The sequence below is a fragment of the Streptomyces formicae genome, from assembly GCF_002556545.1.
Lineage (GTDB): Bacteria > Actinomycetota > Actinomycetes > Streptomycetales > Streptomycetaceae > Streptomyces > Streptomyces formicae_A.
The window spans coordinates 5939195-5952893 of record NZ_CP022685.1 but is presented as its reverse complement, the minus strand read 5'-3'; the positions used below and the strand labels follow the sequence as shown (position 1 = coordinate 5952893).

The 13699-nt window shown below is 69.9% G+C and carries 16 protein-coding genes; 3 read left to right on the top strand and 13 right to left on the bottom strand.

Going from position 1 to position 13699, the window contains the following annotated elements:
• Window positions 1-49: 49 nt before the first annotated feature.
• Window positions 50-829: a class I SAM-dependent methyltransferase gene (locus KY5_RS26150; RefSeq protein WP_098244511.1), complete on the bottom strand. Its 780-nt coding sequence runs from the start codon at window positions 827-829 to the stop codon at window positions 50-52.
• A 6-nt stretch (window positions 830-835) separates the two neighbouring features.
• On the opposite strand from KY5_RS26150, the gene KY5_RS26145 reads away from it, so the two are divergent.
• Window positions 836-1432, top strand: a complete 597-nt coding sequence (locus KY5_RS26145; RefSeq protein WP_234362870.1) for a nuclear transport factor 2 family protein — start codon at window positions 836-838, stop codon at window positions 1430-1432.
• Here KY5_RS26145 and KY5_RS26140 read toward each other — a convergent pair.
• The 10 genes from KY5_RS26140 to cpaB form a co-directional block, all read right to left on the bottom strand.
• The gene (locus KY5_RS26140) at window positions 1422-2057 is read right to left on the bottom strand and encodes an OmpA family protein (RefSeq protein ID WP_098244510.1); all 636 of its coding nucleotides are present in this window, start codon (window positions 2055-2057) and stop codon (window positions 1422-1424) included. The genes KY5_RS26145 and KY5_RS26140 overlap by 11 nt on opposite strands.
• Before the next feature lie 3 nt (window positions 2058-2060).
• Entirely contained in the window at window positions 2061-2660 is a 600-nt protein-coding gene (locus tag KY5_RS26135) for a hypothetical protein (protein WP_098244509.1), read from the bottom strand.
• A 32-nt stretch (window positions 2661-2692) separates the two neighbouring features.
• Window positions 2693-3229 carry a pilus assembly protein TadG-related protein gene (locus tag KY5_RS26130; protein WP_234363216.1) on the bottom strand — a complete coding sequence of 179 codons (537 nt, stop codon included), beginning with the start codon at window positions 3227-3229 and terminating at the stop codon, window positions 2693-2695.
• A gap of 65 nt (window positions 3230-3294) precedes the next feature.
• The gene (locus tag KY5_RS26125; protein WP_098247490.1) at window positions 3295-3498 is read right to left on the bottom strand and encodes a hypothetical protein; all 204 of its coding nucleotides are present in this window, start codon (window positions 3496-3498) and stop codon (window positions 3295-3297) included.
• 287 nt (window positions 3499-3785) lie between these two features.
• Complete coding sequence (locus KY5_RS26120; RefSeq protein WP_199843237.1) at window positions 3786-4676, bottom strand: DUF5936 domain-containing protein; 891 nt, start codon at window positions 4674-4676, stop codon at window positions 3786-3788.
• 28 nt (window positions 4677-4704) lie between these two features.
• Window positions 4705-5652, bottom strand: coding sequence for a type II secretion system F family protein (locus tag KY5_RS26115; RefSeq protein ID WP_098244508.1), 948 nt, complete (start codon window positions 5650-5652; stop codon window positions 4705-4707).
• 10 nt (window positions 5653-5662) lie between these two features.
• Entirely contained in the window at window positions 5663-7000 is a 1338-nt protein-coding gene (locus tag KY5_RS26110; protein ID WP_098244507.1) for a CpaF family protein, read from the bottom strand.
• A gap of 34 nt (window positions 7001-7034) precedes the next feature.
• On the bottom strand, window positions 7035-7397 hold the full coding sequence (locus KY5_RS26105) for a TadE/TadG family type IV pilus assembly protein (RefSeq protein ID WP_098244506.1): 363 nt from the start codon (window positions 7395-7397) through the stop codon (window positions 7035-7037).
• 103 nt (window positions 7398-7500) lie between these two features.
• Entirely contained in the window at window positions 7501-9126 is a 1626-nt protein-coding gene (locus KY5_RS26100) for an AAA family ATPase (RefSeq protein ID WP_098244505.1), read from the bottom strand.
• Window positions 9127-9136: 10 nt separating this feature from the next.
• Window positions 9137-9847 carry a Flp pilus assembly protein CpaB gene (gene cpaB, locus KY5_RS26095; RefSeq protein WP_098244504.1) on the bottom strand — a complete coding sequence of 237 codons (711 nt, stop codon included), beginning with the start codon at window positions 9845-9847 and terminating at the stop codon, window positions 9137-9139.
• Here cpaB and KY5_RS42975 point away from each other — a divergent pair.
• Window positions 9846-9980 (top strand): hypothetical protein, encoded by a 135-nt coding sequence (locus KY5_RS42975; RefSeq protein WP_267894298.1) that lies wholly within the window; start codon window positions 9846-9848, stop codon window positions 9978-9980. The two genes, cpaB and KY5_RS42975, sit on opposite strands and share 2 nt — an antisense overlap.
• Here KY5_RS42975 and KY5_RS26090 read toward each other — a convergent pair.
• Window positions 9977-10936 carry a hypothetical protein gene (locus tag KY5_RS26090; RefSeq protein WP_324964462.1) on the bottom strand — a complete coding sequence of 320 codons (960 nt, stop codon included), beginning with the start codon at window positions 10934-10936 and terminating at the stop codon, window positions 9977-9979. The genes KY5_RS42975 and KY5_RS26090 overlap by 4 nt on opposite strands.
• Before the next feature lie 266 nt (window positions 10937-11202).
• On the opposite strand from KY5_RS26090, the gene KY5_RS26085 reads away from it, so the two are divergent.
• Window positions 11203-12219: a chitinase gene (locus KY5_RS26085; protein WP_098244503.1), complete on the top strand. Its 1017-nt coding sequence runs from the start codon at window positions 11203-11205 to the stop codon at window positions 12217-12219.
• Window positions 12220-12299: 80 nt separating this feature from the next.
• Here the strand turns inward: KY5_RS26085 and KY5_RS26080 are convergent, their stop codons facing one another.
• Window positions 12300-13631 (bottom strand): Nramp family divalent metal transporter, encoded by a 1332-nt coding sequence (locus tag KY5_RS26080; protein ID WP_098244502.1) that lies wholly within the window; start codon window positions 13629-13631, stop codon window positions 12300-12302.
• Window positions 13632-13699: the final 68 nt, after the last annotated feature.

The window sequence follows — 13699 nt, the reverse complement described above, 5'->3', positions numbered from 1 at the left end:
CGACAGTACCCAAGGGCGTGACGGAGCTGACGGCGGAAGGCCGTCGGCGCTAGGGCTTGCGGAGTTCGAAGAGGTGGCGGGCGCTGTGCGCCACGAACGGGCCGTCGGCCCGGATCCGCTCGTCCAGCTCGATGAGGACCGACCGGTACTTCTCGACGCTGAAGTCGGGCACCATCCAGATGACCTTGCGCAGGAAGTGCACGACGGCGCCCACGTCGAAGAACTCCATCCGCAGCCGCTCGGACCGCAGATCGACGACCTCGAGACCGGCCGCCGCCGCCTCGGCGCGCTCCAGGTCGGGGTGGCGCGCGTTCCTCGTCTCCGGCGACTGCGGCCCCAGGAAGTACTCGACGACCTCGAAGACGCTGGCGGGCCCGACGTGCTGCGCGAAGTACGTACCACCGGGGCGCAGCACGCGGGCGATCTCGTCGAAGTGGGCCTTCACCGGGTGCCGGGAGGTCACCAGGTCGAACGCCTCGGCCGCGAACGGCAGCGGGGCGTCCTCCGGGGACGCGACGACGGCGACGCCGCGCGGATGCAGCAGGGCGGTGGCCTTGGCGACGTTCGCGGGCCAGCCCTCGGTGGCGACGGCCAGCGGGGGCAGCGTCGGCGCGGAGGCGAGGACCTCACCGCCGCCGGTCTGGATGTCGAGCGAGGCACCGGCCCCGGCGAGCCGCCCGGCCATGGCCTCGGCGTACCGCCACGAGGGCCGCGCCTCGGTGGCCCTGCCGTCGAACCAGGAGAAGTCCCATCCCGCGGTGGGCGCGGCGACGGCTTCCTCGACGAGCTCGTCGAAGCTGCGGGGGTTGTCGGTGTTCGGGGAACTCATGGGGCCATGATCGCATCGGGGGCGGGAGCACGGTTGTACGTCGGGCTGTACGTCGGCGCGGCCGAGCCGTCACACTCCGAAGGACGGGAGGGCCACGCCATGACGGAGACCACCGACCGGGCCGCGAACGACCGGGCCGCGAGCAACCGGGCCGCGAACGCCATGACCGACGAACAGCGCAAGTCGGTCGCGCTCGCCTATCTCAAGGCGTTCGACCACGGCGGCAGGACCGTCGAGGGCGTCCCGCTCCTCGACCTCTTCGCGGACGACGCCCAGGTGTACTTCCCCAAGTGGGGCCTAGCCGACGGCAAGGCGGAGATCACCAGGATGTTCGCCGACGTGGGCGGCACGCTCCGTGCCATCACCCACCACTACGCCGATTTCAACTGGGTGTTCTCCGGCACGGACACCGTGGTCTGCGAGGGCAGCAGCCACGGGGAGCACAGGGACGGGCCGTGGCGGGCGGATCTGCCCGCGTGGGGCGCGGGCCGTTTCTGCGACGTCTTCGAGATCAGGGACGGGCTGATCCAGCGGTGCTTCATCTACCTGGATCCGGACTACGCGGGCGGTGACGTGGAGCGGTATCCGTGGATCAGCCGCTAGTCCCGGTCGCGCCCCGGGGGAAGGAGACCTCTACCCTGCGGTTCTTCTTGCGGCCCTCCTCGGAGCCGTTGTCCGCGATCGGGTAGTCCTCGCTGTAGCCGCGTACGGCGTAGGTGACCTCCGGGCCGAGGAACTTCGACATCTGGTCGTGCACGGCTTCCGCGCGCTCGCGGGAGAGCTTCTTGCCGTGGGAGTACGAGCCGAGGTCGTCCGTGAACCCGAATACCCGTACGTCCGTGGCCTTCTGGTTCTTCGCCTCCTCCGCGATCGCCTTGATCCGGGCGTTGGCCTCGGGATTCAGCTTGGAACTGTCCTTGGGGAACAGCACCTCCGCCTGGAGCGCGAACTTCACATCCGTATTGGTGTCCTCGCGCCGCTCCTCACCGCCGAGGTCCTCGACGACGGACTTGATGTCCAGGACCTTGGCCGGCGCGAGGGTGGCACCGTCGGCGAGCTTGAGGCCCGGGCTGTTGGAGTCGACTTCGGGGGGTGGGGATGTGGTGGTGCTGCCGGGGGGCGTGGAGGGGTCGTCATCGTCGGCGACCGCTGGGAGCGGGGCGAGCAGGAGGACCAGGGCCGTGAGGGTGGCCGCGCCCGCGGTGCGGGTGAGGGGGTGGCGGGTCATGGGTCACTCGCCCTCGGAGATCTCGATGGGGGCGGGGGGCATGGTCGGTACCTGGAACTCCACCTTGGAGGTCCCCTCCGGCGGCGCCGGGAACTGCGCGTACCAGTCGACCGACTGACTCTCGTTGATACCGCCCTCGAATTTGGTGCACAGACACCGTCCCATGGTGTCCCTGAGTACGAGGTACTTCTTCTTCCCCTGCTGATCGATGATGCTCGCGCCCGCCAGGGATCCGCCGTTCTTCTTCAGCTCGTTCTCGTCGCTGCGCCACTCGCTGCCGACCCAGATGCCGGAAGTGCCGTTCGTCACCTTGCCGTTGATGGTGAGGAAGCCACCTTCGTCACGGGACACCGAGGTGATCGTGAGTGTGATGCCGTTGCTCTTCACCTCGGCCAATGCCTTGTCGGCTTCCGGCGCCTCTGGCTCACCCTTGTCCTCGCCGTCGTCACCCTTCTTGGCCGATGCGGTGGGAGAGGAGCCCTTGTCGGACTTGCCCTCGTCTCCGCCACCGCCGCAACCGGCGACCGTGAGGACCAGCCCGGTCGTGATCGCCACAGCGGTCATCGCCCTACGAGCAGCGACCATGGTGCGCCGAGTATTCATGGCTACGGCTTCCTTCTTTCGTCGATCGCCGGTCAGTCGGCCAGGTGGACAGAGAAGAGGACGGACGGGTCCGGCAGGTCACCAGGTTCGAAATCATCGGGGTCGATCTCGATGGGGCCTTCACCGTCGCAGTCGAGTTCCACGACCTTTTCCGGGTCGGCCGACGGGTCGAAGTCACAGCGCGGCTTGATGATTGCCGTGGCGTCGGCCTTGGCGTGCTTCGACTCCGTGCCCGGGATGATCGAGTCGCCAACGGTGTAATTGGTCTCGATCTCCGCGCGGAAGCCCGGATAGCCGTTCACTTCGGTGGGTTCGACGACAGCGGTCGAGTCGTTCTCCGCGGCCAGCGCGTCGGCCGCCTGCTGGGCCCCTTCACCGGTGAACTTGTCTCCGGCCAGCCAGTCCAGCCAGTCGTCCCCCTCGCCGATGGACAGCACCAATCCATCGACGAGTTCGTCCCTGGCATCCTGGGCCGCGGCCAACGCCGCCGCATCGGCGGCTGTTTGGGCGCCGTTTCGCGCAGAGGCGGCCTGGGCGAACGCGAAGAAGGCGAACGCGACGAAGAGCAGGATTCCCGTCAGCCAGATATAGATGGGCAGGGTCTGCCCGCGGTCACCGCGCCACCAGGTGGCTGTCAGGCGCCGATCACGTCGTTGACCGCGTTGCCGATCGCCTGCGAGATCTTGCCGTCGAGCCCCAGTTGGTCGATCAACGTATAGATCCCCGCAATGAGAATCATGAGCCCCGCATACTCCACAAACCCGGCACCCGCGTCCCGGTCCCTCCCCCGCACACGGGAAGCGACCGCCACCGTCCAGTCCACCCAGACTCTGAGCACGCGTTCCTTCAGCACGACGGCTCCTTCTCTCCCACCAGATACCGCGCCCTTTGTGGTCAGAGGAAACGTACGCCACAAGGCGTGCATCGGCAGCAACTCTGCGCAACGTATGCGGTATCCCGGTTGCCCGGCCCGTAAGTTGGCGGGTTCTCTTCCCCCTCGTCGAGATCACCATGCACGAAGTCCCCTTCCCGTGAACCGTGAACTCAGAGCCGACTGTCCCACATCGAGTTGCATCCGCGAAGGGTTTTCGCGGAGTCCGCTTCACCGCGGTGGCCCGGCGCACTTCAACGCCCCAGGATGGAGCCGAAGTCGGAGCCCGAACCGAGGAACATGCCCGCCGCGATCAGGATCATCGTGGCCGGGAGCATGAAGACGAGCGTCACCATCGTCGCCTTCGGGATCGTCTTCGCCGCTCTTCGGCGGGAGTTCTGTGCGTCCGTGCGGCGCATGTCCGTGGCGAGTTGGATCAGGGTCTCCGCGATCGGGGAGCCCAGCTCCTCGCCCTGCTGGAGGGCCGAGACGAACTGGGCGACCTGCTCGGACGCGTTGCGGCGGCGCAGTTCGTCGAAGGCCTGGCGGCGGCTCACACCCATGTCCATCTGGCGCAGGGTGATGCGGAGTTCGTCCGCCCACGGACCCTCGTACTTCTCCGCGACGCGGTCGAGCGCCTGGCGGAAGCCCAGGCCCGCCGAGACCACCACCGCGAGCACGTCGAGGAAGTCGGGCAGGGTGCGGTCGATGACTTCTTTGCGTTCCCTGATCGCCTGCCAGATCAGTCCGTCCGCCGCGGTCGCGCCGAAGGCGAGGGTCAACAGGCCGAAGAGGGGGGAGCCGTTGGTCAGGAAGACGAGGCCGAGAACCACGCCGAAGATGCCGTAGACCGCGCGGCGGGCCGCGTAGCGGTCGATGGTGAGGCCGCCGGGGTTGCCCGCCATGTCTATCCTGCGGCGCTTGGCGTCCACCCGGCGCGGACCCATCAGGCGCAGGACGAGGGGCGCGAAGCGCATGCCCAGGCGGTCCACGGCGGAGCCCGCCGCAGAGACGCGGGTCGCGCCCACCTCCAGGGCGACGGCCAGGTCGGTGGGGAGCTTCGCCTCCGCGCGGTACATGCGGATGCCCTGGCAGACACCCGCCACCGCCAGGCCCATCACGGCCGCAAGCGCCAGCGCGATCAACGTACCTCCCTGGTCCCGTAGGTGGTTTCTAGACTTCGATCTTGCCGAGGCGTCTGATCACGAAGAAGCCGACGCCGTACAGGCCCAGCGAGATCAGGATCAGCGTCTGTCCCACCGGTGAGCCGGTCACCCGCTCCAGCGCGCCCTCGTTCGAGGAGTTGATGAGGAGCAGGGAGCCGAGGCCGAGCAGCGGCACCGTGAAGGCCGTCGCGTGGACCTCCGAGAGCATGGTGCGGACCTCGCGGCGCGTTTCCTTGCGGTCCTCCAGGGTCTGGGTGAGGTTGCGGAGCGAGTTGACCACCGTGCCGCCCGCCTTGTTGGACAGGACCAAGGTGGTGACCAGGACGATCAGCTCCCGGGACGGGAGTCGTTCGGCCAGTTCGCCGAGGGTGTCGTCGATGGAGCGGCCGAGGGTCAACTGGTCGGCGACGTGGGAGAGTTCCTCGCCCGCTGGGGCCTCGAGCTCCTCCGCCGCCATCGCCAGCGACGTCCGCAGGGCCAGACCCGCCGCCGTCGCGTTCGCCAGGATGCGGGCCACGTCGGGGAGTTGGTTGATGAACGCCTCGATGCGCTTCTGCCGCTGCCAGTTGAGGAAGGCGGCCGCGCCCCATATCGCCACGATGCCCGCGATCGGGCCGAAGAAGGGGGCGAGGGTCGCGGCCGCGATCAGCCAGAGCGCGGCGACGACCGCCACGACGTACGTGAAGAACTCGCCCGCCGTCAGGTCGAGTCCTGTCGAGGAGAGCCGCAGGTGGATCGAGCGGCCGAGGCGGGTGCGGCGCAGTCTGCGGTCGACGGCGGCGAAGCGGCGGGTGCGGCCGGGACGGCCCCCGTCGCCGCTGCCGGGGCCCAGCGCCAACCGGTCGACCAGAGCCTGGCGTTGGGCGTGGCCCGAGGCGTACGTATGGATGCCCGCGACGGCGAGCGTGCCGGTCAGGATCGTGGCGCCGAGCGCAAGGAGGGCGGGGTTGTTCATCGGCATCCCCTCAACCGATCGCTTCGCGCGTGTTCAGTACGTCGATGGCCTCCGCCACGCCGAACGCCGGTGGCACCGGTTCGTTGGCGACGTACAGCTTGTCCGCGATCTCGCGCGGCAGCGGCAGGTGTTCGAAGTAGCCGTGCACGACGCGGTCGGCGCCGAGCGGACGCGGCACGAAGCGGGTGACCGGCACTATCCGGAAGTTCTGGCGGCCGTGCGAGACGAGCAGGACGATCTCGGAGACCTTGCGGGAGCCGTCGCCGTGCCGGGAGAGCTGGATGACCACGTCCACGGCCGAGTTGATCTGGTCCTTGAGCGCCTCGAAGGGGATCTGCACCTCCGACATGGAGCCGAGGGTCTGCAGGCGCATCAGGGCGTCCTCGGCCGTGTTGGCGTGGACGGTGGCGAGCGAGCCGTCGTGGCCCGTGGACATCGCCTGGAGCATGTCGAGGGTCTCGCCGCCGCGGACCTCGCCGACGATGATGCGGTCGGGGCGCATGCGCAGGCTGTTGCGGACGAGGTCGCGGATGGTGATCTGGCCCTTGCCCTCGACGTTCGGGGGGCGCGATTCGAGGCGGATGACGTGCTCCTGCTGGAGCTGGAGCTCCGCCGAGTCCTCGATGGTGATGATGCGTTCGTGGGCGGGGATCAGCCCGGAGAGCGCGTTGAGCAGGGTCGTCTTGCCGGTGCCGGTGCCGCCGCTGACGATGAGGTTGAAGCGGGCCCGGACGAACGCGGCGAGCAGCATCAGCATGTGCTCGTCGAGCGAGCCCAGGCCGATGAGTTCGGGCAGCGTGTAGGCGCGCGGGAAGCGGCGGATGGTGAGGGTCGCGCCCGTGAGGGCGAGCGGCGGAATGATCACGTTGACGCGCTCGCCGGTGGGCAGCCGGGCGTCGACCATCGGATTCGACTCGTCCACGCGGCGGTTGACGGTCGACACGATGCGCTCGATGGTCTGCATGAGCTGGTCGTTGGAGGCGAAGCGGAGCGGGAGCTGCTCCACGCGGCCGTTGCGCTCGACGAAGACCGAGTCGGGGCCGTTGACCATGATCTCGGTGATGGACGCGTCGGCGAGGAGCGGTTCGAGGACGCCGAGGCCGAGTGCCTCGTCGACGACGCGGCGGATCAGCTGGGAGCGCTCCGAGGTGGAGAGGACCGGTCCCTCGCGGCTGATGATGTGGCCGAGTACGCGCTCCAGGCGGACACGGCGGTCCGCGGCGGCGAGCGAGGACATCTCGGCGAGGTCGATCTCTTCGAGGAGTTTGGAGCGGTATATGGCGACGAGGCCGTCGTCGCGGCTCGGCTCGGTCTGGTGGGTGGGGGCCACGCGGTCGCGCAGGCTCATGTCGTGCTTCAACCTCCCTGTTGCGTGGACCTGTTCAGCTGCCGTCGTCGTCGTTGGGCATGGTGGCCTCCTTGGTGACGCTCCAGTCCGTGTCGATGAAGGGGAGGAGTGTGGGCACGTGGACTTTGACGGTGGCTGTCGTCGTGGTGCCGCCCTGGCCGACGTTGACGTCGGCGTCCAGCCCTTCGTCCATCGCCGCCGTGCCCGCGGCTGTGCCCGAGTCCCCCTGAGAGGCCGCGCGGGCCGCCGCGCGGGCGCCGGAACCGGCCTGGTTCGCGGCGTAGCCGACGAGTCCCAGTTGGATCGCGGCAAGCCCCACGAGGAGCAGGATCGGCAGGAATCCCGCGAACTCCAGGATGGACACTCCTCGGTCGTCCCAGCGGCGCCGCCTGGACATTCGAGACGCCACTCGCCCTACGGCGTCCGTCGTCCCGCGACCGCGGGTCCGTCGGGGTTGCTCGCCCAGTTCCCCGCGCCCCTTGAGGGGCGCCCGAGCGTGCTCAGGAGTCACCCTCATCCCCCTCCTTCGCCGCCCCGGCCTCCCCCTTCACCGTCCAGCCGGCGTCGAAGCCCGGGAAGAACACCGGGACCTCGACCGAGACGCGGGCCTTCCACACGGGGCCCTCGTCCGTGCAGGAGACCGCCGCGTCCTGCCAGGCGTCAGGGAGGTGCTTCTTGGCCGCCGCCGCGCACGCCGCGCCTCCGCCGTCGCCCATCGCGTACGCCGCGGTGGCCGCCCGTGCCGCTTCGTCGGCCGCGTTGCCCGCGAGGGAGTACGAGTAGCCGTAGAGCGCGCACTGCCACAGCAGGGTCATGACGACGAGCAGCAGCGGGAACATCCCGGCGAATTCCAGCGTGACCGCGCCCCGGTCGGCGGCCGCCGCCTTCCTGCGCAGGGCCAGGCCGCCGCGCCTGCCGTGGCCCGCGGCCTCCTGGTCGATCAGGCCGAGCTCGCCGGCCAGGCCCCACAGCGCCTGTTTCACCGAGGAGCGGCTGTCGAGGTCCTGCATGCGTCCGGCGTCGACGGCGCCCTGGAGCTCCTTGAAGGCGGCGGGCACCGTGGACGTGGCGGTCCGGGTGCCGGTGACGCGCTCGACCAGCGAGGGCTGGATCTCGGAGGCTTTTCCGTGCCGGTTGACGACGGTGACGGTCTCCTCCGCCTTGCGGATCTGAAGGCGGTCCCAGAGCCGCACCATGCGCTTGGCGGCGCGCACGGCGACGACGTCGGGGGTGACCAACAGGAGCGCCTGGTCGGCGAGTTCGACGGCCACCGCGCTCGCGGCGGTGACGAAGGCGCCGCAGTCAACGACGACGACGTCGTAGCGGGCGCGCAGGGCGCTGACGGTCTGGCGGGCGACCCGGTCGGTGACCTCTTCGCCGCGTTCGCCGTCGGCGGGGGCGAGGAGCAGGCCCAGGCCGCTCTCGTGGGTGTAGACGGCGTCCTGGAGGACCCGGGGCGTGATGTCGGTGATGGCCGCGAGGTCGGCGACGGAACGCCGGAACTGCACGTCGAGGTAGGAGGCGACGTCGCCGGACTGGAGGTCGAAGTCGAGCAGGGCCACCGAGCGCCCCGACGCCTGCGCGGCGAGGGCGAGCTGGACGGCGGTGACGGTCGCGCCGACGCCGCCCTTGGCCCCGCTGACCGCGACGACGGTGCCCGCGCCGGGCGCCCCGGGAGCGCCCCCGCCCGCGTACAGCTCGATGCCCCCGCTGCCCAGGTGGCGCCGCATCCCGGTGGACCAGGCGGCGGCGGCCTGGACGCGCTCGGCGAGGGCGTCGTAGGCGAGCGGGAAGGTGACGATGCCCCGCGCCCCCGAGTCCATGGCGGCGGTGAGCAGCCCGGGGCTGGTGTCGGCGGTGATCAGGACGACGCCGACGGCGGGGAAGCGCAGGACGAGGTCGCGGATGAGGTCGAGCGCGGGGACGGGGCCGATGCGTTCGTGGACCAGGACGACCTCGGGCAGTTCGTCGAGGGACTCCGCGGCGAGCCTGGCGAGGGTGTCGAGCAGCGCGGTGGAGTCGCCGACGGGCAGCGCGGGTTCCGCGTCGGGCAGTTGTCCCACGAGCGTGGACAGCGCCCGAGCGGCGTCGATGTCGCCGACGGCGGGGAGGATCCGAGTGGTCATACGAGACCCCTTACTTGTCCTCGTCGAGGGTGTACGTCCGGTCCCGCGGCGGCACGGTGGCGTCGCCGCCCGCGCCGACGAGCGCGAGCCGGACGTGGGTCGCGAACGACTCGGCGTACGCGACGCGCTGCGCGTCCGCCGTGCCGAGGGCGAACGTGATCGGCACGGCCTCCGTCGCCTTGCGGCGCGTGCGGTCGTCCTGGTTCGGTTCGAGCGGGGTCAGCTTGCCGACGTCGAGCACCTTGGCGCCCTCCACGATGACTTTGGACTGGTCCTTCGCCTTGTCGGTCTCGCCCTTGAACGTGGCGTAGATGTTGACCGTCGAGCCCGGGGTGATCTTGCCCGCGACGCCGGTGGCCGCGTCGATCATGATGGCGATCTCCTGCTGGCCCGGGCCGAGTTCGGGCCGCTTGACGATCATGTCGGACTGGAGCAGCGAGCCCTTGCGGAGCTGGGTGACGGCGATCTTGCCGCGGATGGCGCGCAGGTCGGTGACGGCGTTGTCGGAGAGCCACCGCTCGGGCATCTCGACCTTCTCGAACTGGTCGGAGCTCAGCTCCTTGTAGGGCGCGATGTCGCCCTTGAGCTTGTACGCGGCGACCTCGGGACCCACCTTGGAGTTCACGTCGCGGATCACCGAGAGGACGCCCGCGAACGCGCCGAGCGCGCACAGGACCGAAAGGACCAGCAGGATGACGCCTCGGCGCTGGCGTGAGTTCATGGTCCTGACTACCTCGATCGGGTGCGGCTGGCTACGGACAGTGAGCGGGGTGGCGCGTGTGCGTTCGTCGGTCGCGTACGAGGTGCGGGCCTGGCGGGTGGAGCGGCTGGAGCGGGCCGGGCTTGCGGGCTAGGTCGCGCCTCTGGGCAGGGCTGTCGGGCCCCGCCCGGGACTCGCTCCCGAGGGGCGGGCCCTGGGGCCCTGCGGTGCCAGGGCGCGGGCCGGTTGCGCGGGGCGTTCGCCGGGCGGCGGCAGGGGCGCGGCGCAGAACGCGCAGCGGTCACCGATGAGTTCGAGCCCGCACCAGTGGCAGTCCTCGCGGCGCACGGAGGACACCAGTTGGTAGAGGACGGAGATGTCCGGGATGGCGGCGGCGAACTCGACCAGCTTGCCGGTCGCCCACCAGCGCGCGGACTCCGCGGGCAGCCGCGTCTCCTCGACTCCCTGGGTCCCCCACGCGGGGGCGAGCGTCGTGGTGACCCAGTCGGCGGCGACGCGCCCCGGCGCGTAGAGCAGCTTGGTACTGAATCCGGGTCCCTGGAGGTGGGCCTCGCCGTCGCCGGTGACCTTGACCAGCGCGGGCCTCGGCGTCGCGAGGACGGCGAACTGGGTACCGGGCATCCAGGACTTGGCGTGCGACTGGAGGGTGACGGGCACCCGGTCGAGCTTGGCGACGGAGCCGAGCAGGGCGCCCGCGTAGATGTAGTGCGAGAGCAGCCGCGCGGCGGAGGCGAGCACGCCGGGACTGAAGTCGCAGATCGACAACTGCCGCAGCTGGAGCGCGAGTACGGCGATGCCGAGCGGCGGCAGGTCGGAGCGGAGCACGGCGATGCGGTCGCTCTCCAGGACCGAACGGACCGCGTGCAACCGCTGGGTGACGGCCGCGGGCGCGGAGGCCGGGCACAGCACGACCACATAGCCGTGGTGCTCGATGAGCGTGTCCATCTCGGTGATCGACTGGTCCAGCGAGTACGCCCCGGGGGGCGGCGCCGCGCACCGCAGGACGGCGGCGGACGGGGTGTGCCGGTCGGGCGAGGGCAGCACGAGATCGGGGCCGGTGACGGCTATGGCGGTCGGCAACGCGTACACCCCCGGTCCTCGTGCACTCCTGCCTCAGCACCATATCCACGTCATGGTCGCCTCAACACCCAACTTCGCACTGTTCATGTGGAGGTGGACGTCGTCCGGCGTGAACCGAGTGGCGCTTGAGCCCTTGACAACTCAATTGGTCTGGACCAACTTGTACGACCAAGCCAGGGACACCATGCCGAGCGGGCACCACCCTGGCGAACGACGGTGGCCACCGTTCCCGCAGCACCACCTCCCCCCCCCAACTCCCCCCACCGGAGGCAGCAGTGGACCGCACACGGAGCAGAACGGGAGCAGTAGTCGGGTCCCTCACGGCCCTGGCCCTCGCCCTCACCGGACTGTTCACCGGCGGCGCGGGCAGCGCGAACGCGGACAGCACGGACGCAGGGACCCGCGCCGTGCCGAAGCACGCGGTGACCGGCTACTGGCAGAACTTCGACAACGGCGCCCAGGTGCAGAAGCTGGCCGACGTGCAGGACGAGTACGACATCGTCGCCGTCGCCTTCGCCGACGCGACCGCCACCCAGGGCGAGATCACCTTCAACCTCGACTCGGCCGGGCTCGGCGGCTACACGGTCGACGAGTTCAAGGCGGACATCAAGGCCAAGCAGGCCGCGGGCAAGTCGGTGATCATCTCCGTCGGCGGCGAGAAGGGCGCGGTCGCGGTCAACGACTCCGCCTCGGCGAACGCGTTCGCCGACTCCACGTACAAGCTCATGCGGGAGTACGGCTTCGACGGCGTCGACATCGACCTGGAGAACGGCCTCAACTCCACCTATATGACCCAGGCGCTCAAATCGCTGGCCGCCAAGGCCGGTTCGGGCCTCGTCCTGACCATGGCGCCGCAGACCATCGACATGCAGTCCCCCTCGAACGAGTACTTCAAGACCGCGCTCGCCGTGAAGGACATCCTCACGGTGGTCAACATGCAGTACTACAACAGCGGTTCGATGCTGGGCTGCGACGGCAAGGTCTACAGCCAGGGCACGGTCGACTTCCTCACCGGACTCGCCTGCATCCAGCTGGAGAACGGCCTCGCGCCGCCCCAGGTCGGCATCGGCGTGCCCGCGTCGTCGCGCGCGGCCGGTGGCGGCTACGCCTCGCCCGACGTCGTGAACAGCGCGCTCGACTGTCTCGCCAAGGGCACCGGCTGCGGCTCGTTCAAGCCGTCCAGGACGTACCCGGGCATCCGGGGCGCGATGGCCTGGTCCACCAACTGGGACGCGACGGCGGGCAGCGCGTGGTCCACGTCGGTCGGCGCGCACGTCCACGGGCTTCCGTAGCCCGTCCCCCCACCCCGAGAACCGCAGCGCCGCCGCTCCCCCGGCGGCGCTGCCGTCCGTCGCCCGCCGTCGGCGGGCCGCTAGAAGAAGCTGCCCCAGTCCTGGTCGGTGATCTGCTTGACGCACAGGACCAGGAACAGCAGCCCCGCGATGGCCAGCATGCCGTTGCTGAGCCAGCCGTTGCGCCATTCCCTGGGCGTGCGCGAGGAGTTGAGCAGCCAGACCAGGGTGAGCGAGAGGAAGGGCATGAAGGCCGCGCCGAGGACGCCGTAGAGGATGATCAGGCGGAACGGCTGCCCCTGGAAGAGCAGGATCATCGGCGGGAACGTCAGCCACAGCAGGTACGCGCGGAACGGCACGGACTTCTCGTGCGTGCCCGACGCCACCGCCTCACCGGTCGGCTTCGCGCCCTCGGCGCCGACGCGGTCCCTGCGGTAGCGCTCCACGAAGTCGGCGAACATCAGGCTCACGCCGTGCCACACGCCGATCAGCGAGGTGAACGAGGTGGCGAGGAAGCCGATGAGGAAGAGCTTGGCGGTGGCCGAGCCGTACTCCTTCTCCAGGATGTCGGAGAGCTGGACCAGGCCCTTGTCGCCGCTCGCGATGGCCACGTTGGCGGAGTGCAGGAGTTCGGCGCCGACGAAGAGCATGGCGACGACGAAGATGCCGGTGGTGATGTACGCGACGCGGTTGTCGAGCCGCATCACCTTCATCCAGCCGGTGTTGGTCCACCCCTTGGCGTTGACCCAATAGCCGTACGCGGCGAGGGTGATGGTGCCGCCGACGCCGCCGATCAGGCCGAGCGTGTTGAGGATCGAGTCCTTCTCGTCGGGCAGCACGGGCAGCAGGCCCGCGAAGGCGTCGCCCAGGTGCGGGGTGACGCGGATCGCTAGGTAGACGGTGACGACGAACATCACGCCGACGAGGACCGTCATGACCTTCTCGAAGACGGCGTACTTGTTGAACCAGACGAAGACCAGACCGACGATCCCGGTGAGGATCGACCACCACTTGAGCTCCATGACGTCGGGGAACAGCGCCTGGAGCGGCAGCCCGGACGACGACATGGCGGCAGCGCCGTAGACGTACCCCCAGATCACGACGTAGACGACGAAGAACCAGGTGGTCCAGCGGCCCAGGCTCGCCCAGCCGTCGAAGAGGGTGCGCCCGGTGGCCAGATGCCAGCGGCCCGCGGCCTCCGCGAGCGAGATCTTCACGACGCAGCCGATCACGGCGGCCCACAGCAGCGTGTACCCGAAGTTGCTGCCCGCGATGAGGGTCGCGACGAGGTCACCCGCGCCGACGCCGGTCGCGGCGACGACGATGCCGGGGCCGATGTACTTCCAACTCGACTTGCGGGGTTGGGGGGTCGCTTCTCCCGTGCCGGTGGCGCTGCCAGTGGTTTCAGCCATGCGATCAAGAAAGCGCAAAGACAGCCGGGGCACAAGGGGGCGGGCGGGGCGGGCGTGCCGGTCAGCGC

Bases quoted from the DNA above. Each gene is read 5' to 3' on its own strand.
- KY5_RS26115 (WP_098244508.1), bottom strand. From the start codon at position 5,652: ATGAACAACCCCGCCCTCCTTGCGCTCGGCGCCACGATCCTGACCGGC.
- KY5_RS26150 (WP_098244511.1), bottom strand. From the start codon at position 829: ATGAGTTCCCCGAACACCGACAACCCCCGCAGCTTCGACGAGCTCGTC.
- KY5_RS26110 (WP_098244507.1), bottom strand. From the start codon at position 7,000: ATGAGCCTGCGCGACCGCGTGGCCCCCACCCACCAGACCGAGCCGAGC.
- KY5_RS26105 (WP_098244506.1), bottom strand. From the start codon at position 7,397: ATGTCCAGGCGGCGCCGCTGGGACGACCGAGGAGTGTCCATCCTGGAG.
- KY5_RS26145 (WP_234362870.1), top strand. From the start codon at position 836: ATGATCGCATCGGGGGCGGGAGCACGGTTGTACGTCGGGCTGTACGTC.
- KY5_RS42975 (WP_267894298.1), top strand. From the start codon at position 9,846: ATGGTCCTGACTACCTCGATCGGGTGCGGCTGGCTACGGACAGTGAGC.
- KY5_RS26140 (WP_098244510.1), bottom strand. From the start codon at position 2,057: ATGACCCGCCACCCCCTCACCCGCACCGCGGGCGCGGCCACCCTCACG.
- KY5_RS26080 (WP_098244502.1), bottom strand. From the start codon at position 13,631: ATGGCTGAAACCACTGGCAGCGCCACCGGCACGGGAGAAGCGACCCCC.
- KY5_RS26100 (WP_098244505.1), bottom strand. From the start codon at position 9,126: ATGACCACTCGGATCCTCCCCGCCGTCGGCGACATCGACGCCGCTCGG.
- cpaB (WP_098244504.1), bottom strand. From the start codon at position 9,847: ATGAACTCACGCCAGCGCCGAGGCGTCATCCTGCTGGTCCTTTCGGTC.
- KY5_RS26135 (WP_098244509.1), bottom strand. From the start codon at position 2,660: ATGAATACTCGGCGCACCATGGTCGCTGCTCGTAGGGCGATGACCGCT.